This window comes from Dolichospermum flos-aquae CCAP 1403/13F, assembly GCF_012516395.1.
Taxonomy (GTDB): domain Bacteria; phylum Cyanobacteriota; class Cyanobacteriia; order Cyanobacteriales; family Nostocaceae; genus Dolichospermum; species Dolichospermum lemmermannii.
Genome location: NZ_CP051206.1, coordinates 4531531 through 4552132 on the forward strand (window position 1 = coordinate 4531531; position 20602 = coordinate 4552132).

A 20602-nucleotide genomic window follows, 5' to 3' on the forward strand; every position below is an offset into this window, starting at 1 on the left:
AGTTTAGTCAGTAATTATAAGTTGGGCTATTAACTATATTTGTTTGACCAATGATTCCCCCCCTGTCTGCGGTCATTATTTCTGCCAATTTTGTATTATTATTAATAACTGAAGGGTGATTTTTAATTTCTTCTGCTTTCTTTTTAATTTCTTCAGCAGTCTTTGAGGTATCAGTATTCACTGAACTTTCCAAATCTAAAACCGCTTGTTTAATTTCCTCGTCCTGGATAGCTTCTGTTAATTCTATGACAGCTTGACCATAATCTAATAACTGGGTTGTATTTGCGTCCACAGCCGCAGTTAATTGTGGTGCTAACTTCTTCTGACGTAACTTATTGATTAATTGATTTACTTTTCCCCAGATCATATCACCAGTATTTTCACCTATCTTTTCCAGAGATTTCATGCCTATTGTAGCAATAGCAGTTGCAATAGCAGTTGCAATAGCTGTAGTTATTATCAATCCCATAAATTTAATTTGAGGTAAGTTGGATACTAAAAATCAAGGTTATTTTGTCTGTGGAAAGGCTGTTTTTAGCTGCTATCCTCAGTTTCTCCCCAATACTAACACAATTCCCCTAAAAAATGCCAAGATATAAATTGTGAACTTTTTTAAACTCAAATCATGAAAGCAATTTGGAATGGCGCTATTTTAGCCGAAAGCAATAATACCGTAGTTGTCGAAAACAATCATTATTTCCCTGCTGACGCTATTAACAAGCAATACTTTACAGACAGTAGCACTCATACCACTTGTCCCTGGAAAGGGGTTGCTAGTTACTACAGTGTCGAAGTTAATGGACAAGTTAACAAAGATGCAGCTTGGTATTATCCTAGCACTAAGGAAAAAGCTAAAAATATAGAAGGTTATGTTGCTTTCTGGAAAGGTGTAAAAGTCGAGGCTTAGTAAACAAAAAGATTCCCGACTTATTAAAGAAGTCGGGAATCTAAGTTCCAAAAACAGTATTTCTAATCTTTGGCAATCACAATATCATTAGATTTAATCACAGCATAGGCTTCTGTACCTTCAGATAATTCTAATTCTTCAGCGGAAACTCTAGTAATCATGGAAGTTAACTCAACTTTGTGAACAATTTCTAGAGTTATTTCTGTATTTACACTTCCAGTTGTGACTCGTTTCACTACTCCTTTCAAAACATTACGCGAACTCACTTTTAATGCTTTTTTGGGACTAACAATTTCCCATTCAGGATGCTTAGTTTCTGCTTTTTCCTGTGAAGTTGATAATGATATGGACGGTGCTGAATATTTATTAAGTCCCCGCACTAATTCCCGCAAAATCTCAGTTTTAGTCCGCTGGGAGTTTTGACAAAATTCTTCTAATATCTTGCGTTCTTCTTCGGATGTTTGAAATGTCACCCAACCCTGGTCTTTTCTTGGCATAAAATTACTAATTTATTGAGTAAATATAATCCTAATACAATACTAGCAATAATCAATACAATCAAGGGCGCAGACCCTGCGCCCCTACAGGTTTTTTTATATTGCTAATTCATTTTAAGCAATGCTAGAAATACCGAAATCTGGTGGTATATCTTGCAGTCTTCCCGGACCAATAGCTTGTAATCCTTCTTTGAGGAGAATATCACCAGTATACAAGGCTTTACCAACTATCACACCTGTTACACCTTGGGGTTCTAAAGCTAATAAACTTAATAAATCGGTGACGGAACTTACGCCACCGGAAGCAATTACGGGTATGGAAATTGCCGCTGCGAGTTCTCGTAATGCGTCTAAGTTGGGTCCTTCTAGTGTGCCGTCACGGTTGATATCAGTGTAAATGATGGCTGCTGCACCTAGTTCTTGCATCTGTACTGCTAGTTGGGTGGCTAATACTGTTGATGTTTCTAACCAACCGCGAGTTGCGACTAAGCCGTTACGGGCATCTATGCCAATAATAATTTGTTGGGGAAATTCTTGACAAAGTTCTTGGACTAATTGAGGTTGTTCGACGGCGACAGTGCCGAGAATTGCCCAATTTACACCCAAGTTGAATAATTGTACAACACTGGAGCGATCGCGCAATCCGCCCCCAACTTCAATGGGTATATCAAGATTATTTCTAATGGCTTCAATGGCGGCTAAGTTGACGATTTTCCCAGCTTTTGCGCCGTCTAAATCAACTAAATGTAGTCTTGTCGCGCCTTGGTCTGCCCACATTTTCGCTACTTCAACGGGGTTTTCGCTGAATACTTGCGATCGCTCGTAGTCTCCTTTATATAGTCGCACACAGCGACCTTCTAGTAAATCAATTGCGGGGATTACTTCCATAATTGGTAATTGGTAATTGGTAATTGGTAATTGGTAATTGGTAATTGGTAATTGGTAATTGGTAATTCTTTCTATTCCCTGTTTCCTGTTCCCTGTTCCCTGTTCCCTAATTCCTGTACTGCTTGGCGAAAACCTAAGACTAGTAAGATGTTAGCAAGGGTTAAAAAAACTTCGGCACTGCCATGTAACCAGTCTACATTGGCTAGTTGTTCTCCGTACTGGACTTTGGCGTAAATGGCGGCAGGGATGGTGATGGCGACAAATACCAATGTGCCGTAAAATCCATATAGTGCTAAACGTGGCATTTGGGGAACGCGGCTAATAAACCACAAGAAACCCAGATAGGGAAAGAGAGAGAGGGCAAAGAGGGTTTCTTTTGATATCATTGTTCTGATTTGATAGATTGTGTCTCAATGGGGCTTGTAGACTTGGTAGAACGCCAAATTAGATAAGCTGCTGCCCAGAGAGTAAAGTTACCAACTAATGTCATGGTAGCTTGTAGGGTGACTAACCATTCTAATGATTCGGAATTGTCGAAATAATGCCAAGTACAAGCACACATTGCGCTAATTAAAGCTGGTAACATGGCAAAGGACAATCCCCACCAACTCCGATTTTCTGTAAGTTCACCGTATATCCAAATTAGCCAAATTGCGGCTATCCACTCAATGACGCTAGAAATATGAATTATCCAGGTGGGAATCGAAAGGGCGTGCATAATTAATCTAAAATCTAAAATTTAAAATGGGGAAAATGCGGGTTTTATTGTCTGGGTATTACGGTAAGGGTAATGGTGGTGATGAAGCTTTGTTAGCCACACTTCTGCAAATGCTACCACTTGATGTTACTCCTGTGGTGCTTTCTGGAAATCCTGAAGAAACTCATCGGCGTTATGGTGTGGAATGTTACAACCGCATGGCGATTTTCTCAGTCTTAAAGGCTTTGCGTTCTTGTGATGCTTTTGTTTGGGGTGGTGGTAGTTTAATTCAAGATGCTACCAGTCTGATTAGCCCTTTTTATTATGGCGGATTGATGGCTTTAGCTCAAGTTATGGGTTTGAAAACTGTGGCTTGGGGACAGGGTATAGGTCCTTTGTTGCATTTCCAAACTCGTTGGTTAGCAAAGGGAAATTTTACAGGTTGTACTCAAGTGAGTGTGCGCGATCGCTCTAGTTCTCGGTTATTATCAGATTGGAGTATACCGCATATCCTTGCCCCTGACCCGGTTTGGGCGTTAGATTCAAAGCCAGTCCCAGAATTAGTAGATTTACCAAAACCCAGAATTGCAGTTACTTTAAGAAATCATCCTCAATTGACAGAAAAGCGGTTAACAAATTTAACTCAAGCTTTAGTTAATTTGCAGAAAGAAACCCAATCTTTTATTTTATTATTGCCATTTCAAAAAAGTGAAGATCTAGGAATTGCGGAAAAAATTCATACTCAATTACCAGATGTGAGTAGAGTTATTTGTTCCGAAGATCCACAAATTTTAAAAGGTGTATTTCGCGGTGTGGAAATGTCCATAGGAATGCGTCTCCATAGTTTAATTATGGCAGCAAGTGAAGGTTCACGTTGTTTTGCATTGAGTTATGATCCCAAAGTTAACCGATTAATGGAAGATTTAGAAATACCTGGTTGGGATTTAAAGGATTTACCAGATGATATACATTTAATTAGTAAAAGTTGGATTAATTATTATTATCATGGGGAATCTTTGTCACCTCATAAAATTCAATCTTTAATAAATGGAGCTTTTTTACATCGGGATTTGTTGAAGGAAGCTTTAAAATGAAATTTCCTCAATAGCACTTAAGTAGTGGATACAGCAGCTTTCAGCAGTCTAAACTGTGATTTGGATGATTTGGATGATTTGGATGATTTTGGGGATAAAAAACCCATTAATCATCTAAATCAAATTAATCACATAAATCATAGTTCAGACTTTTGTCTGATATTGTCACTGCAATCACAATTAAACTTCACACCCTTACTGTGTCTTTAGTAAGAAGAGAATTGGTCGGACTAGACGTAGGGTTAATGGAACGACTGTTAAAGGCAGCGAAATACCATTAGGAGAATCATCATGGTTTTAGTTAGCGAGCGTCCAGGGACGAAAAAAATCACCAGCTTACAACAGCAGTTTATCTATGAAATGAACATCATGTACGATGCTGAAAATCGCTTCTTAGAAGCCCAGCAAATGATGTGGCAATGTTGTCAAAATAGTAAATTGAAAGCTGTGATTGAGCCACATATTCCAGAAACTGAACAGCATATCGAAAACCTGAAACAGGTTTTATCTATTTTAGGAGAGCAACCACAACGAATTACCTGTGATCTTGCGGTTGGTTTAATTAGTGAAGGTCAAAGATTTGCCCTTTTAGCTGCCGATAATCCCAAAATTATCGACTTAGGATTGGCAGAATGGCATAGTAAGATTGAACAATTGGAAATAGTTTGTTATCGTGGTTTAATTAAGGTAGCGGAACAAATGGGACAAAACCAAGTTGTCCAGTTGTTAGAGCAAAACTTACACCAAGAAGAACAGACAGCACAAAAGCTGGAACAGTTGATGATGCAGTTAGTTCAAGAAGCGAAGCAAACTGAAGCTAAGGCTACTGCTAAAGCTCGTTAGTTTGATGGCTATTTCTTCAAAAAAGTCCAGTTTAAACTGAGTCTTTTCCCATAGTAAAATCCCCAGTTTTTGATAAATTCGGGGATTTTAACTTACGGATTTTGATCAATCAAATACTAAAAATCTATAAATCAGGAGGCAGGATCACTTTATCAATTGCATGAATAACACCATTCTTACCTTGGATATCTGCCTGAGTTACCTTGGCATCATTGACACTTACACCTGCTTTTGGATCAACTTTAACATTAATAGCACCCCCTTCTACGCTTTTTACTTCCCCAGATTTTAATTCAGTGGAGAGTACCTTACCTGGGACTACATGATAGGTTAAAATTTTCACCAATACTTCCTTATTTTCTGGCTTCAATAAATCCCTTAATGCGTCTGCTGGTAATTCTTTAAATCCTGCATCTGTGGGAGCAAAAATGGTAAAAGGACCATCTCCCTGTAAAGTATCTGTCAGTCCTGCTGCTGCTAAAGCTTTAATAAGGATTGTAAAAGATCCATTCTCATTGGCCAAAACTACTAAATTTTTAGTTGGTTTTGTTTCGGTTAGAGGTGCTGTTGGGGTGGGTTTAACAGTGGGAACTTCTGTTTCTGGCTGTGTGGGTGTGGTAACTGGTGCAGTTTCACTGGGCTTTTTACCACGATTGTAGAGCGGTTCGTTGAAAATACTTGGTCTGGAATTGGGATTGCGGACTTCTTTCGCTGGAGATGGGATAGTAGTCAAAAGACCGATACTCATTAATCCCATGATTGCAGTAATTTTGGTCAATAATTTGCTGTAATTAGCGTTCATAAATTTTGTTTGTATTGATTGCATATAAGTTATATCAAGATTTATCACATTCTGCCAACTAAAAAGGTTCTTGACTGAGGAACAGGATTTTTTGTAAAAATTTAGGTAAAGTTATCAAAGAATTTAGAAGTCGGTAGTCAGAAGTAGGAATATTATAATATCCAACAATTTCAACAATTTTATGCTGTGAACTATTTTGAAAATCTCAAGTGTCTGGAAAAATGCTCAATCAATTGACAGGCATAACAATCCGAGTGTAATTATCACACAAATTCGAGTAATTTTCAACTTGATGGGCAACAACTCAACCCAGAAAATGATAAATTCACAGGAAAAATGCTAAGAATTAAGGATACAATTATAAAATTAACAACTAAACAAGTTGCAGAATATACAATATGCTAGAACTATATCAGTGGGAACTATCTCAATTTTCCGAAAAAGTTCGTTTACTCTTAGATTATAAAGGACTGGAGTATCGCAAAATCGAAGTTGCACCAGGCATTGGCCAGTTAGAATTATTTCGCTTGACTGGACAAAAACAAGTTCCAGTGTTAAAAGATGGCAATAGATATATTGCTGATTCTACAGAAATCGCTAAATATTTAGATTCAGAATACCCAGATCGTCTGCTGATACCGATAGATCCCAAAAAACGCGCTTTGACTTTATTATTGGAAGATTGGGCTGATGAGTCAATCGGTGCTAAAGGTAGAAAGGCTCTATTTGCAGCTATTAGTCAAGATCAGAGTTTTCGTAAGTCGTTGTTACCAGTTTCCACTCCAGATATTCTCAGAAGTGTTATCGAAGGTGTTCCTGGTGATTTTCTGTCAGCGCTGGGTTTTGGTGTCGGTTTTACACCAGATGTGGTAAATGCGGCTGTTACTAGCTTAAAACAAGATTTGGATATTATTACCCAATTGTTGGTAGGTAGTCCTTATTTAACAGGTGATGAACCAACTTTAGCTGATTTAACAGTTGCTAGTTTATCAATGCTTTTGAAGTTTCCCGATGGTGCTTATTTGGATTTACCAGTATCTCTGAGAGGGAAAGGATTGTCCAGCATAGCCAATAATCCTGATTATGAAGCATTTTTTGCTTGGCGCGATCGCATCTATTCACAATTTAGAAAACCATTACCAGGAATCACACCACCCGGAGGAAATTCACCAACAAGTATTCAAATTGACTAAGGAATGGGTAATGGGTAATGGGTAATGGGTAATGGGTAATGGGTAATGGGTAATGGGTAATGGGTAAGAATTTCTTTCTCTGTCCTCCCTGTTCCCTAACAACTGACAATGAACAACTGACAACGAACAACTGACAACGAACAACGAACAACGAACAAAAATGAGTTTGGGATTACCATTAGGTTCAGTTATTGAAGGTTCTCTGACTGGAGGTTTAGAAGTCAGATTACACCCAGATATCTCTGTAGAAGATATGCGGGTAGGTAAATTTCTCGTGGTACAGGGAATGCGATCGCGCTTTTTCTGTATGCTAACAGATGTATCCTTGGGTATGGCAAATGACCGCATTACAGCTAGTCCTCCCAATTGGGATGATAGTTTCTTGCGCGAAGTATTAGCCGGTAGCGGTACTTATGGGATGATCAACCTAGCACCCATGCTGATGTTTACCCCTGAATCTCCAGCATCTGGCTTTTCTAGTAATGGTAAATCCCCTAATTCTTTCATACCATCGTCTACGGGTTTAGCATCCTTTCAACCCCAAACCAGTACGACGATGGAATTATTACCTGTTAAAACTATTCCTAGTCACTTTAGCCAAGTTTACGAAGCTAAGGAAGAGGATTTTCGGAAAGTTTTTGGCTGGGAAGATGATCCTCAACGCAAAAACTTTTCTATCGGTAAACCCTTAGATATGGATGTGCCAGTTTGCATTGATTTAAACCGCTTTGTGGAACGGAGTAACGGGATTTTTGGGAAATCGGGAACTGGAAAATCTTTCCTGACGCGCTTGATTTTAGCTGGTGTAATTCGTAAGAATGCTGCTGTCAACTTGATTTTTGATATGCACTCAGAATATGGTTGGGAAGCAGTCGCAGAAGGAAAAAACGTCAACACTGTTAAAGGCTTAAAACAGTTATTTCCCGGACAAGTTGAGGTTTACACACTTGATCCAGATTCAACAAAGCGTCGAGGTGTTCGGGACGCACAAGAACTATATCTCAGCTATGAACAGGTTGAAGTTGAAGATATTAAATTGTGTAATCGTGATTTAGGACTTTCTGAAGCGGCTTTAGATAATGCCAATATCCTCTTTACAGAGTTGGGTAAATCTTGGATTATTAAGTTACTAAATATGAGTAACGAAGATATTGAGATGTTTTGTGACGAAAAACGCGGACACAAAGGCTCAATTATGGCATTACAGCGGAAACTTTTTCGCTTAGATAGTTTAAAGTATATGCGTAGTGCTTGTCCGCAAAATTATATTAAAAACATCGTCCAATGTCTAGAAGCTGGAAAAAACGTAGTTATTGAATTTGGTTCCCAGTCAAATATGCTTTCATATATGTTGGTGACAAATATGATCACCAGACGGATACATGAGCATTATGTCAAAAAAGCTGATAAATTTCTCCAAAGTAAAAATCCTTTAGATCGGCCGACACCATTAATGATTACAATAGAGGAAGCGCACCGCTTTCTTGACCCAGGAGTTGTCCAAAGTACGATTTTTGGAACTATTGCTAGAGAACTGCGAAAATATTTTGTCACGCTTTTGGTAGTTGATCAACGTCCATCAGGCATAGATAATGAAGTCATGTCCCAGATCGGGACTCGGATCACCGCTTTGCTCAATGATGAAAAAGATATTGATGCTATTTTTACGGGTGTATCTGGTGCGGGTGGTTTACGCTCAGTCTTAGCTAAGTTAGACTCTAAACAACAGGCCTTAATTTTAGGTCATGCTGTTCCTATGCCAGTGGTTGTGCGGACTCGTCCCTATGATTCCACATTCTACGCCGAAATTGGCGCGATCGCTTGGGAAGAAAAAACAGACGAGGAAGTATTTACCGCTGCTGAACTAGCAAAAGCAGACTTAGGTTTCTAGTTTTAAATCAATAACTAACAACTAACAACTAACAACTAACAACTAACAACTTCGTAACATTCCTCCATTTCCAAGTAACTCAAGTTCGGTTATCCGGCTAGTTGAAAGCAACTTTAGAGGGAGTTTTCGCGTCACCATGAGTATATAAACACAGTTTTTGGAAGTTAAAGAAAAATAGTGATCAACTTTTTGCCTTGATTACTGAAATATTTATCATCTGGGAACTTTACTATTGACTCTGTTTGTCGTAACATAAAATCAAAGTAAACTCATACTGACTCCGGTTTTTAAACCGACTACTAGATAACTTAAAAAAAGAATTCTAGCAACCAACCCAATGTATTTCTGCTAAAACTCCAAAATTAAGAGAGGGTAAAGAGATACATTTTTAGACTAGCAACATCTTAATAAAGGCTTAATTAGTGTAATTTTTGATGGTAGCTTTCCATGTTCATTGATGTATATTGTCAGCTTACGAATTGCCTTTGTTAAAAAAATATTGATTATGTTTAAAAAGTAGAGGATAAAAGCACCAATGGCTACAGTTAAAAATCATACAGAGAATGTCAATGCCAAATTTACCGCTGATATGGTAAGAACTTATCTGCGAGAAATTGGCCGTGTACCTTTGTTAAGCCGTGAACAGGAAATCATCTACGGTAAACAAGTACAGCAAATGATGGCACTGCTAGAAGCTAAAGAAGCTTTACGCAAAGAAATTGACCATGAACCTAGTTTATCAGAATGGGCTGCCCGTGTTAATCAATCAGAAACAGAACTAAATCATCTGATGGTACAAGGTAAGCGAGCCAAGCAAAAAATGATTGAAGCGAATTTGCGCTTGGTTGTAGCTATTGCGAAAAAATATCAAAAGCGGAATATGGAATTTCTGGATTTAATCCAGGAAGGAACTTTGGGATTAGAACGGGGTGTGGAGAAATTTGATCCCATGCGGGGTTACAAATTCTCAACCTATGCTTATTGGTGGATTCGTCAGGCAATTACCAGAGCGATCGCCCAACAAGGTCGGACAATCCGTCTACCAATCCATATTACCGAAAAACTGAACAAAATTAAAAAAGTTCAACGGGAATTAGCGCAAACATTAGGAAGATCACCCACACCTACAGAAATCGCCAAAGAACTAGAGTTAGAACCCGCTCAAATTCGTGAATATCTGAATATGGCGCGTCAACCAGTTTCTTTAGATGTGCGCGTCGGTGAAAACCAAGATACCGAATTGCAAGAAATGTTGGAAGATGACGGGCCATCACCAGAGTATTACACGACTCAGGAGTTTTTGCGTCACGACTTGAATAACCTGCTTGCAGAACTCACACCCCAACAGCGCCAAGTTGTAGCCTTACGCTTTGGTTTAGAAGATGGAAATGAACTCTCTTTAGCGAAAGTTGGTGAACGTTTGAACCTCAGTCGGGAACGAGTTCGTCAATTAGAGCATCAAGCTCTTGCACATTTACGTCGTCGCCGCGCTAATGTTAAAGAATATATTGCCAGCTAGGAATGTGAACACGCAAAAGTGTAATTCAAAACATCCCTCTTGGTGATGAGCCTCCTGATTTTAAAACAGGGGGCAATTTTTTTATTTTAATTGATTTTGCGAAATCTGTGAATTAGAAGTTGTATGTATCTATGGGTCAACACCAAAATTCAATAGATTAGATAGGGCTTGCTGAAAAAGTCTTTTCGTGAGGGCTAGGAGTCAGGAGTCAGGAGTCAGGAGTCAGGAGTCAGGAGTCAGGAGTCAGGAGGAAGAATTAGAAGGAGAGAAGAATAGTCTCAAATTTCAGAAAGTGATAGGTTTTTAATGGTTTCAATCCTTATTCCTTGCACCTAATTCACTTTTTTAACCGGGAAACTATTAATCTATCTAGGTTTTCGGTTTATTCAGCAAGCCCTAGATATTTCCCAAAAGTACACAATGACAATGACAAAGTATAAAAATCGCCAATCTCAATTTTACATCCCCCAACTGGATGATTTTTTGAAGTAAAGTATAAAGTTACTAAATAATTATAATCTCAGATTATTCCCCAAAATTATATAAATAGGGAGTTTTTGTTTAATTTTAAATTAAATATATAGATAAAACTTTTGAGGGAATCTTAGGTAATTAGTATTTAGTTATTATTGCAGGAATCCAGGAAACAATAATAGTTAACTTTATTACAGGAAAAATCCGATGCTTAACCACATTTCCAAATTAATGACTTCTAGCCAATTTAAATTTCCCATCGTTGGACTGATTGTTTCGGCTGGTGTTTTAGGTATTAGTTATTCTAGTCAACAACATTACAAACTCCTGTCATCAACAGCCTTAGCTACTAATTATGTAGTCCCTATTAATCAAAGTCAGATTAACTCCGATTCTTCTCTTTTATCACGACTCCAAGAAATAAAAGAGGAAAGCATTCAAAAATCACCAGTTAATATTTCTCGTCAAATCTCTACTGATAAATTGACAGAAAATATCACAGCATTATCTACAAATACGAGAGAATTAGGAAAAAAAGGACAAGTCCAATTTCCAGAACAAGATGGAACTTATCTTTATGGACAATCATCTACACCAAATCAATTAGGACAAGGTTACATTCTCTTTCAAAAACAACAAAGTAAAATTATTGGTGCTTTGTATGTTCCTCACTCTGAATTTAGTTGTTTTCAAGGAACTTTAGCTAAGTCAGGAGAATTAGCAATGACAGTGAAAAGTTCTCCCGGTGAAGTTGGTGTAATGGAGGTTTCTACAGCAAGTACGATCCCTAAAGTTGATGAAAATGAGTTCACAACTTATCCTTATTCAGTAACATTACAAGACTATCATCAGTTGAGTTCTGTAAGTTCTAATGATAGGGAAATTTTGCAGATATGCCAACAAGGAAGCGATGGTTTTAAATAAGTAGGTGGACGTAAATAATTGTCCTTGGGATATAGCATTTTTTAGTGAGGTACAAGAACCCCAACCCCCTCCCCGCAAGCGAGGAGGAGGCTATAAATATACTCGATATGATTAGGAAATGCTATAAAGCAGGGAGAAATAAGTTAATGACCAATGACCAATGACCAATGACCAATGACCAATAACTAATGACCAATGACTAATTTGAATTAATACTCAATTCCTGCTTGAGCTTTCACCCCTTGATCCTTAAAAGGATGCTTAACTAATGTCATTTCAGTGACTAAATCGGCTTTTTCAATTAATGCCGGTGGTGCGCCTCTTCCCGTGAGAATTACGTGCTTGTCTGCTGGTTTTTGAGCTAAACCTGCTAATACTTCTTCAACCTGTAAATAACCCAGTTTCAGAGCAATATTAATTTCATCGAGGAGAACTAATTTAAAGTCTGGGTTGTTGATAAATTCTAGGGATTTTTCCCAAGCAGCAGCAGCTTTATCAAGATCACGATCACGATCTTGGGTTTCCCATGTAAAGCCTTCACCCATTGCGTGAAATTCGAGTTGGTTTTCCCAATGACTAAAAGCGCGTTTTTCTGCTGGTTCCCATGCGCCTTTAATAAATTGAACTATGGCTACTTTATGTCCATGTCCGAGCGATCGCAAAACCATTCCCAAAGCCGCAGTAGTTTTACCCTTACCATGACCAGTATTGACGATAATTAAGCCTTTTTCCGGTATGGCTTTAGCTATGCGTTGATCTTGGACTTCTTTCCGTCGCTGCATTTTTTGACGGTATTTTTCATCAGTTTGGGATGTTGATATTACCTCATCAATTAACCGGGAAATCTCTTGATCTGCTGGATCTGTATTTAGTTCTTCTGGTGTGTCGCTTTTCATAAACCCTGTTGATAAATAACTGTTAACACTAAGAGAATGAAGTATAATTTTTCTGCTTCGACAAATTCATTAGTTATGATAGACCAGAAATCACATAAATTCTGTTAGCTGTGATCTGAATAATTTGTTTTATATTCTGCTTCAAGTCGTTGACATTCTTCTTGATATCGAGCGAATTGAATATCTAGTGATTCCTTATTAGCATAATAATAAGCCAACGCAGTATAAATACCTGCAATGGTCAAAAAAGGCTTATCTTCAATAATTTCTTCTGGAGTTATCCCAGATTTAATCTCATTGACAATATACTGAACAGTAATGCGAGTGTTAGCAATTCGTGGACGACCACCACAAGTGCCTGGTGTGCTAACAATCAAAGTGGAAATATCTGTGAGGGTTGGCATCGGTTTCTGAATTAATCCTCTGGGATGACTTTATTGTAAACCAAAAAGAGCGATCGCATTTCTTATTTTTGAAAGTGCGATCTCTAACTTGTCGACAATGAGGTTTCTCGCAAATATGCAAAGGTGCAAAGACGCAAAAAAAGAAATAGATTAATTTAGGATGTGGTCTAAATAAATAAAAACGGCTATATTTGATCAGGCTAACTATTTGTTACTTGAAAATATCAAGAAAGTCCAAGGTGATTTTTTGTCCATTCTACAGCAGCTATTTTCTTCATTTCTTCCCAACTAGAGAAAGATGTACTTTTTTTAATAAAATGTTCCCATTCAAACTCTGAAATATCCATAAAATCTTCGGCACTGTCAATTTTAAAATTGCTTGTTTCTAACATGGATTCAAAACTTAAAAAGTTTGTATGTTTTTGCATGAATTCCGAGTTAAATAATGCAAATATCGGTACTTTTTGACTATTATTCAGTGATTCTGCCTGATTTAGAAAATTTTTACCTTCAGGTGTCCAAGAAAAATTAGCAGCCATAAATTACCTCTTTACTTCATATTTAGTGTTTAGCTATTCCTTCTCTGCCGAAATTGAGAAACCGAAACGTCTTGGTTTTCGATTTTCATCGGACTTAACCTTGCCAGGTACAAATAAGATGCTGGTTTGTGATATGTGTTGTACAATTCTGGCTTTTTGTCCCTGGTCAGTAGTTCCTGAAAAAATTATGTAGTAAGGATCTCTATAGCTAATGCTTTCAATTTGAAGATAAATCTCTTTACCAAATGAAGCAAAGTAAGCAGCCATTTCTTCATCGGGGTTCAAATGAGATTCAAAGTCAGCAATCTCTTCAACAAGACGCTGATACATTACATTTGCGTAGCCAAATCTTTCTTGCACACCTCTTTGGATGCTCTCATTGAGAGTATCCAAGTTTGGGCGGGATGGCTGATAAAATTCTTTACTGTACATAGCTAAATAAGTAGTTAATCCTTCGTGTATTCAATATCTTCGCCAATTTACCAAATATAAGTATGAAAGTCAATAAAATCGTTACGATGTGATACCTATAGCTGGCTCCCAAATTATTCCACTGAGTATTGCCGCTAACTTATATCGCTAAATAACATTAACATTTTAGCAACTTCCGTACATTTGAATACGATAACATTGTATTCGGCATATTTACTATTCAGGATTTCCCAAAAATGTCACAAAAGCCAGGTAAAAAAATTGCACCTATCCCCATGTCTAACAATGTTAGCGTGGTTGACTTGATTGATACCTATTTTACCGCTTACAATTCAGCCCGGTTGCGGGAAGCCTGTCAACTGCTGACAAAGGAAGTGTTTCAAGAGGGTGTAACTGTGGGCGTTAGCCTTTCCGGCGCAATGACACCAGCAGGTTTTGGCGTTTCCGCCCTCGCGCCCCTAATTCGTAATGGTTTTATTGACTGGATGATTAGCACTGGTGCGAATCTTTACCATGATATGCACTATGGTTTAGGGTTTGAACTATTTGCCGGTAGTCCTTTTTTAGATGATGTCAAATTGCGGGAAGAGGGGACAATCAGAATTTATGACATTGTTTTTGGTTATGATGTACTGCTAGAAACGGACGCTTTTATTCGCAAAGTTCTCCAAGCTGAACCTTTCCAAAAACGCATGGGAACGGCTGAATTTCATCATTTGCTGGGTAAGTGCGTGTGGGAAATCGAAAAGCAATTGGGTGTCAAAAATTCCTGCTTATTGGCGACAGCCTATGAATGTGGCGTACCTATTTATACTTCTTCTCCTGGAGATAGTTCCATCGGGATGAATGTGGCTGCTTTGGCTTTAGAAGGTTCAAAGCTGGTAATAGATCCTTCTATTGATGTCAACGAAACCGCAGCGATTGTCTATGGGGCGCGAGAAAACGACGGTACAAGTGCGGCGGTAATTATTGGTGGTGGTAGTCCTAAAAACTTTTTATTACAAACACAACCGCAACTTCACGAGGTTTTAGGATTGGAAGAACGGGGACATGATTTCTTTATTCAGTTTACTGATGCCCGTCCTGATACCGGTGGTTTGTCTGGGGCGACTCCTGCTGAAGCTGTGAGTTGGGGTAAAATTGACCCCGATGAGTTACCTAGCGCTATTGTTTGTTATACCGATAGTACAATTGCTTTGCCTTTGGTAACAGCATACACTCTCAATCAATGTCCACCACGCCCCCTGAAGCGGCTGTATGATGGACGTGAAGCTTTATTAGATACTTTGCAAAAAGATTATTTAGCAGCTAAAGATCAGCCTGTGAGTGAGGGTAGTCAGGAAAAAACAGCTACTTATCCTTGCGGTACACCTGTGAAAGGTTAGGGTTTTACTATAATACTGTGGGCGATAGCTAATCAAGCTGAATCGCCCCTAGATTTATTCATCAAATGTCTATTTACTACTTTGCTGTTTGATTGCAAGTTTTCACTACTTCGATATCTAACTCAAATATCCGAGCAATTTGTTCTAGTTCAGAACAATATTTATTTTTCCTCTTGATTCACTAAATAATCAGGATCAAGAATTTGAGAAATACTATAGGGATTTTCACTAGGAAAAGTTGTATCAGGTAAATTAGTTTCCTGAATGGCTAAATCTATACCATCTTGATAAGCAGAAATCATTGCTTCTGATAGATAGGATTTTAGACTGGGGTTTTCTTCAAGAAGTTCTTTAATACGACGACGTTGTTCTCTAATTGTAGCTTTCCAACTATTACTACGTTTATTACTTTGATACTCCCACTTTAGTAAATGTCCAATTAAAATCCCTAGTCGGTTTCTTAATTCTTGCTTTTCTCGCTTACCCAAAGATTCAATTTCCTCTATTAAATTTAAAATATCAAGTTGATTTAGTTGTCCTTGCTTTAATAGTTTTGCCTGTTCTAAAGTCCAAGCATAAAAATCTGTTTCATACAGTTGTGAGGTCATAATTTATATATCTCCTTCTATAAATTTGAGCTAATTTATATAGCTTCTCATCACTCCTACATCTAGTATAACAGTTAATTTATTTCATTGGTTTTAGCTTCATTAGCATAATAAGGAATAATTGCATCATTCTTAGGAAAGTTCTTATATACAAAATAAATCAGGAAGGGAGCAGATATAGATATCAGAAAAACTAGTTGACCTAATAATGGTTGAACCGAATTTTGATACTCTTGTAGTGAAATAAATGCAATTCTTTCGATTTCTGATTTACTAAAATAATTTATAGTTGTGAATATCATCCAGAAGGTATTATAAAAAAAGTGGCAAAATATTGGAGCTAGTAAGTTTCTTGTTTTCAAATACAAAATTGACAGAATAATACCCATCAAAGATAAGTTAATAATATCAAATCGAAAATGAATAACTGCAAATAGAAAAGAAGAAGTTAAAATTCCTGCTTTTACCCCCCATTTAATGGCCCATTTTTGTAATATTATTCCCCGGAACAGAAATTCTTCAGTTACAGGCGCTAAAAGCATAACTGAAAAGCCTGTGAATATAAGTTCCCAAATATTCGTAATATTATTATTATTAATATAATATTCTACATAATGTGGTAAAATGAAGGATAATACATATAAACTTAAAAAAACAAATCCTGTGGAAAAAGCGCACATAAGAACAGTAATTGAAATTATTTTCCAATTATATTTATTTTTGTAACCAATAATTTTATTAAAAATAAACTCCGTTGTTGGGAATTGTGTCAATAAAATAAATAACCAACCAACATAAATAATTATACCTATTACTGAACCAATACCAGTATTTTTAAGCAAAGTAGAAAGGCTTAAATTATTCAATAAGCTAAAAATCCCTACTATCAAAATACATAAAACTGGTAGTGAAATAAACAAAGTTAATAACAACTCTGGAATATTAATTTTTTTAAATGGGTCATATGGCAAACTTTCATCCTCTAAAGAGGCGACATTTTTATTGGCAGGAATAAGTAATAAAATTGATAAGCCAAATATACCTAATAAACCTAACCATCCCCAATTAGACACATACCCTTTACTTTTAATATAAAGCCCACAACCTTTAACAAAAAATCCATATCCTACTAAAAAAAATCCTAAAATTAACAAAAATATTAATGGATTCAAAATCGGACTTAAACTCTTTAAATATTCCTCAAATATTGCCAAAAATATTGAAAGTATAATCAATGGAGCAAATTGTATAGTAAATCCTAGCAAAATTACATTGATAGCTTTTTCTTTGTTAATTGTCATAAGTTATTCTCTCTAATTGCTCAAATTTTATTGATGTTATCTTTACCTTTGTAAAATTTTCATCATCACAATCAGGATTTACTAGATTTGAGGATTAACAGGATTGAGTGTGAATGAACTACTATTTAATCCTGTAAATCCTTAAATCCTGAGCATCCTGATTCAGACAATTTTCAGATTATTACTTCCCAAACACAGTAGTTAGAGAACGGGCAATATTTTTCGGCTGCATTGCGTCCATTGCTGCTGTCGGTTCATAACCACAATGCACCATACAATCAGTACATTTAGGATTACCACTAGCACTGCCATATTGACTCCAATCAGTCTTATCCAACAACTCCTGAAAGGTTGCATAGTAACCTTCATTCAACAAATAACAAGGTTTTTGCCAACCGAGAACACTGTAACTAGGGCTACCCCAAGGAGTACATTCATAATCCTTCTCACCAATGAGAAAATCTAAGAATAGAGGGTTGTGATTGAAGTTCCAATTCTTCTTTCCAGATGTGTAAGGTGAGAGAATTTCTCTAAATAATGCGCGGGTTTGTTCTTTTTGCAGAAAATGATCTTGATCTGGAGCCCATTCGTAACTGTAACCAGGAGAAATCATCATCCCGTCAGTACCCAATGTTTCCAGAAAATCGAAGAATCCCTGCATTTCTTGGATATCGCAACCTTCAAAAATGGTTGTGTTGGTAGCGACACGAAAACCCTTAGCTTTAGCCGCGCGAATCGCTTGGATAGCAGTATCAAAAACGCCTTTTCTGTCTACACATTTATCATGCCATTCCCGCATTCCATCTAAATGGACACTAAAAGTTAGATAAGGAGAAGGCTTAAACTTATCAAGACTCTTTTCTAGTAATAAACCATTAGTACACAAGTAAATATATTTCTTGCGTTTAATTAAACCCTCAACAATTTCACCTATTTGGGGATGTAGTAAAGGTTCTCCACCGGGAATAGAAACCACTGGTGCGCCACATTCTTCCGCTGCCGTAAAACACTGTTCTGGGGTAAGATTTTGCTTGAGTATTTCTACAGGATGCTGGATTTTACCGCAACCAGTACAAGCTAAATTACACCGAAACAGCGGTTCTAACATCAAGACCAGGGGAAAGCGTTTCCGTCCTAATAACCGTTGTGTAACTAAATACTTACCAATATCTATTGCTTGTTGTAAATTAATTGCCATTTAATCGTTCTCCTCTTTTAATTACACCACAGGTTGAATTGAAAAATCATTATTTGGGTTTAGCATTGCTAAACCCCTACAAAATCAGAGGTAAAATAATGAACTTTCACTTTCACCTAATTTACATAACCTTGAGCTATAAACCAATCCACAGCATCCTTGAGGGCTACATTCAGAGGGGACTGAGGTAAACCTAATTCGCGGATAGCCTTAGAAGCATCATAATACATTGGTTGCTGTGCCATGCGGACTCCATCAATGGGAACTGTGGGAGTTTTCCCTAGAGGGGCAAGGATTTTTTCGTCTATCCAAGCTACAGTTAGGGGTATCCAAGCTGGTATAGATGTTTGCGGTGCGGGTAAATTAGTGATTTGGGAAAGTTGCTCTAGGAGTTGTTTGAGGGGAAGATTTTGATGACCAAGAATATAGCGATCGCCTGATTTTCCCTTTTCTAAAGCTAATAAATGCCCCTTAGCTACATCGCGCACATCTATAAAATTTAACCCTGTATCTACATAAGCAGGCATTTGTCGCCGTAAAAACCGCAGAATAATATCACCTGTAGGAGTGGGTTTAATATCTAATGGACCAATAGGGCTACTAGGATTAACGATCACAATATCTTGACCCTGATTAGCAGCGGATATTGCCACTTTTTCCGCCAGAAACTTTGATTTTTTGTAATCTCCTACTAATTTCTCTACCGGACTTTGATAGGTTTCATCCACAATTTCACCAAATTTACCGACACCAATAGCTGCAACGGAACTAGTATAAACGGTGCGTTCAATCCCGGCTTTTTCGGCTGCGGACAAGATGTTGCTTGTACCTTCAACATTATGAATATAAAGCAATTCTCGGTCTTTTTGCCACAGGGAATAATGGGCTGCGACATGAAAAAGATATTGACAACCCTGCATCTGTTCCCAGATATTTGGGTTATTTAAATCACCTTTGACAATATCTACAGCCAAACCCTGTAAATTACCCAGGTTACTACTAGGACGAACTAAAGCGGTAACTTGGTATTTTGACTCTAACAGCGATCGCACTATATGAGAACCAATAAAGCCTGTCCCCCCGGTTACAAATGCTCGCATTCAATCACCCTCTACTCCTCAAGGTTTCTAACCGCATTTAAATATCCGTGATTGAGAACTTTGATTAAGATATTACAGTGTCAACTGGCTCTTTAAGGTCATTGCATTGGCTTTTCATTGTTGCTAAACCCAAATAACGGATACCTTCTGGAGATATATCAAAGCGACAAGGAAGAACTTCTAAACCTAGTTGAATTGCTTCCCGTAGCAACCGACCATATACAGGGTCTTTACTATCCCCAGGTGCAAACTCTAAACAATCACCTCGGTTAATAAAATACAGCATTACGGATCGACTTTGGGGTAAAACTTCCATTAATTCCCGTAAATGCTTTTGTCCTCTGGTAGTTTCGGTGTCAGGAAATAACGCTAAACTCCCCTGTGACCAAGTTGTATTTTTTACCTCTAAATAAATTGGGCGCTGTTGAGAACTTCCCGTTAAATAAAAATCCACCCGACTTTTCCGATCTTTTCCATAAACTACTTCACCCTTAACCTGGTCATATTCACTTAATTCTGGGAATAAATGCTGCTGTAGAGCCAATTTAATCACCCGATTAGGTAAAGCAGTGTTTACACCTACCCAAGTTGTTGCATGATCATTGACCTGGATTAACTCTAAGGTATAAGCTAATTTGCGTTGAAGATTATCACTTTTGGAAACTTGTACAGCACTACCAATGGTAGAAACTCCCGTCATTGGACCTGTATTCGGACAATGTGCTGTGATCACCTCTCCAGAATGTAATTGAATATCAGCAAAAAACCGCTTGTAGCGTTTGAGTAAAATACCAGGATATAGTTTTGGGTATTTATATAACCAATCAATCATTTTTATAAATAGCTGTGATGAAGTGTTGGCAATTTATCCTCTCAGAACAAGTTGCACACCACCTTAATGTACCTTGATTTTCATGAAAATTTAATCATACAAGTAGGTGAACAGAAAAAAACCGTAGCCGCGGAGCGGCTTCTCAGTAATATGTAACGAAAAGTAAAGCCGCCCAACA

Annotated in this window: 24 protein-coding genes; 8 read left to right on the plus strand and 16 right to left on the minus strand. The window is 37.5% G+C overall.

The genetic code is table 11. The features are described 5' to 3' along the window. Positions 1-7: 7 nt before the first annotated feature. Positions 8-469 (minus strand): hypothetical protein, encoded by a 462-nt coding sequence (locus HGD76_RS21645; protein WP_168696997.1) that lies wholly within the window; start codon positions 467-469, stop codon positions 8-10. 153 nt (positions 470-622) lie between these two features. Between HGD76_RS21645 and HGD76_RS21650 the strand changes: the two genes are divergently transcribed. Further along, entirely contained in the window at positions 623-907 is a 285-nt protein-coding gene (locus HGD76_RS21650; RefSeq protein ID WP_168697527.1) for a DUF427 domain-containing protein, read from the plus strand. Positions 908-969: 62 nt separating this feature from the next. On the opposite strand, the gene HGD76_RS21655 is transcribed toward HGD76_RS21650, so the two are convergent. The 4 genes from HGD76_RS21655 to HGD76_RS21670 form a co-directional block, all read right to left on the minus strand. Continuing rightward, a complete protein-coding gene (locus tag HGD76_RS21655; RefSeq protein ID WP_168696998.1) occupies positions 970-1404 on the minus strand; it encodes a TOBE domain-containing protein in 435 nt (144 codons plus the stop codon). A 114-nt stretch (positions 1405-1518) separates the two neighbouring features. Next, positions 1519-2292 carry a 1-(5-phosphoribosyl)-5-[(5-phosphoribosylamino)methylideneamino]imidazole-4-carboxamide isomerase gene (gene hisA / locus HGD76_RS21660; RefSeq protein ID WP_168696999.1) on the minus strand — a complete coding sequence of 258 codons (774 nt, stop codon included), beginning with the start codon at positions 2290-2292 and terminating at the stop codon, positions 1519-1521. 71 nt (positions 2293-2363) lie between these two features. Next, positions 2364-2678, minus strand: a complete 315-nt coding sequence (locus tag HGD76_RS21665) for a DUF3593 domain-containing protein (RefSeq protein WP_168697000.1) — start codon at positions 2676-2678, stop codon at positions 2364-2366. After that, on the minus strand, positions 2675-3010 hold the full coding sequence (locus HGD76_RS21670; RefSeq protein WP_015083349.1) for a DUF2499 domain-containing protein: 336 nt from the start codon (positions 3008-3010) through the stop codon (positions 2675-2677). The genes HGD76_RS21665 and HGD76_RS21670 overlap by 4 nt, the downstream gene beginning before the upstream one ends. Before the next feature lie 26 nt (positions 3011-3036). Between HGD76_RS21670 and csaB the strand changes: the two genes are divergently transcribed. Together csaB and HGD76_RS21680 are read left to right on the plus strand one after the other, a co-directional pair. Beyond that, positions 3037-4083 carry a polysaccharide pyruvyl transferase CsaB gene (gene csaB, locus HGD76_RS21675; protein WP_168697001.1) on the plus strand — a complete coding sequence of 349 codons (1047 nt, stop codon included), beginning with the start codon at positions 3037-3039 and terminating at the stop codon, positions 4081-4083. 291 nt (positions 4084-4374) lie between these two features. Next, a complete protein-coding gene (locus HGD76_RS21680; RefSeq protein ID WP_168697002.1) occupies positions 4375-4926 on the plus strand; it encodes a YciE/YciF ferroxidase family protein in 552 nt (183 codons plus the stop codon). A 124-nt stretch (positions 4927-5050) separates the two neighbouring features. Here the strand turns inward: HGD76_RS21680 and HGD76_RS21685 are convergent, their stop codons facing one another. Then, positions 5051-5728, minus strand: coding sequence for a fasciclin domain-containing protein (locus HGD76_RS21685; protein WP_168697003.1), 678 nt, complete (start codon positions 5726-5728; stop codon positions 5051-5053). Positions 5729-6126: 398 nt separating this feature from the next. Here HGD76_RS21685 and HGD76_RS21690 point away from each other — a divergent pair, with 398 nt between their 5' ends. Beyond that, positions 6127-6921: a glutathione S-transferase family protein gene (locus HGD76_RS21690; protein ID WP_148763828.1), complete on the plus strand. Its 795-nt coding sequence runs from the start codon at positions 6127-6129 to the stop codon at positions 6919-6921. Here HGD76_RS21690 and HGD76_RS21695 read toward each other — a convergent pair. After that, entirely contained in the window at positions 6895-7044 is a 150-nt protein-coding gene (locus HGD76_RS21695) for a hypothetical protein (RefSeq protein ID WP_168694561.1), read from the minus strand. The two genes, HGD76_RS21690 and HGD76_RS21695, sit on opposite strands and share 27 nt — an antisense overlap. Before the next feature lie 37 nt (positions 7045-7081). On the opposite strand from HGD76_RS21695, the gene HGD76_RS21700 reads away from it, so the two are divergent. From HGD76_RS21700 to HGD76_RS21710, 3 genes are all read left to right on the plus strand, one after another. Next, positions 7082-8812, plus strand: coding sequence for a helicase HerA domain-containing protein (locus HGD76_RS21700; RefSeq protein WP_168697004.1), 1731 nt, complete (start codon positions 7082-7084; stop codon positions 8810-8812). Between the two features lie 535 nt (positions 8813-9347). Continuing rightward, positions 9348-10331 (plus strand): RNA polymerase sigma factor, RpoD/SigA family, encoded by a 984-nt coding sequence (locus HGD76_RS21705; protein WP_015083343.1) that lies wholly within the window; start codon positions 9348-9350, stop codon positions 10329-10331. Positions 10332-11012: 681 nt separating this feature from the next. Continuing rightward, complete coding sequence (locus tag HGD76_RS21710) at positions 11013-11729, plus strand: hypothetical protein (protein WP_168697005.1); 717 nt, start codon at positions 11013-11015, stop codon at positions 11727-11729. Between the two features lie 209 nt (positions 11730-11938). Here HGD76_RS21710 and cobO read toward each other — a convergent pair whose 3' ends face one another. The 4 genes from cobO to HGD76_RS21730 all read right to left on the minus strand — a co-directional run bounded on the left by cobO (position 11939) and on the right by HGD76_RS21730 (position 14000). After that, the gene (gene cobO, locus HGD76_RS21715; RefSeq protein WP_168697006.1) at positions 11939-12625 is read right to left on the minus strand and encodes a cob(I)yrinic acid a,c-diamide adenosyltransferase; all 687 of its coding nucleotides are present in this window, start codon (positions 12623-12625) and stop codon (positions 11939-11941) included. Between the two features lie 104 nt (positions 12626-12729). Next, a complete protein-coding gene (locus HGD76_RS21720; protein WP_168697007.1) occupies positions 12730-13029 on the minus strand; it encodes a DUF433 domain-containing protein in 300 nt (99 codons plus the stop codon). Positions 13030-13253: 224 nt separating this feature from the next. After that, a complete protein-coding gene (locus HGD76_RS21725) occupies positions 13254-13568 on the minus strand; it encodes a hypothetical protein (RefSeq protein ID WP_168653669.1) in 315 nt (104 codons plus the stop codon). A 33-nt stretch (positions 13569-13601) separates the two neighbouring features. Then, positions 13602-14000, minus strand: a complete 399-nt coding sequence (locus tag HGD76_RS21730; protein WP_168653668.1) for a DUF6173 family protein — start codon at positions 13998-14000, stop codon at positions 13602-13604. Between the two features lie 236 nt (positions 14001-14236). Between HGD76_RS21730 and HGD76_RS21735 the strand changes: the two genes are divergently transcribed. Continuing rightward, on the plus strand, positions 14237-15385 hold the full coding sequence (locus tag HGD76_RS21735) for a homospermidine biosynthesis protein (protein ID WP_168697008.1): 1149 nt from the start codon (positions 14237-14239) through the stop codon (positions 15383-15385). Positions 15386-15546: 161 nt separating this feature from the next. Here HGD76_RS21735 and HGD76_RS21740 read toward each other — a convergent pair whose 3' ends face one another. The 5 genes from HGD76_RS21740 to sfsA all read right to left on the minus strand — a co-directional run bounded on the left by HGD76_RS21740 (position 15547) and on the right by sfsA (position 20424). Further along, entirely contained in the window at positions 15547-15993 is a 447-nt protein-coding gene (locus HGD76_RS21740; protein ID WP_168697009.1) for a DUF29 domain-containing protein, read from the minus strand. Between the two features lie 74 nt (positions 15994-16067). Further along, entirely contained in the window at positions 16068-17294 is a 1227-nt protein-coding gene (locus HGD76_RS21745) for a CPBP family intramembrane glutamic endopeptidase (RefSeq protein ID WP_168697010.1), read from the minus strand. Between the two features lie 181 nt (positions 17295-17475). Then, a complete protein-coding gene (gene hpnH / locus HGD76_RS21750) occupies positions 17476-18492 on the minus strand; it encodes an adenosyl-hopene transferase HpnH (protein WP_168697011.1) in 1017 nt (338 codons plus the stop codon). 116 nt (positions 18493-18608) lie between these two features. Further along, positions 18609-19592, minus strand: coding sequence for a hopanoid-associated sugar epimerase (gene hpnA, locus HGD76_RS21755; RefSeq protein WP_168697012.1), 984 nt, complete (start codon positions 19590-19592; stop codon positions 18609-18611). 64 nt (positions 19593-19656) lie between these two features. Beyond that, positions 19657-20424, minus strand: a complete 768-nt coding sequence (gene sfsA / locus HGD76_RS21760; RefSeq protein ID WP_015083331.1) for a DNA/RNA nuclease SfsA — start codon at positions 20422-20424, stop codon at positions 19657-19659. Between the last annotated feature and the right edge of the window lie 178 nt (positions 20425-20602).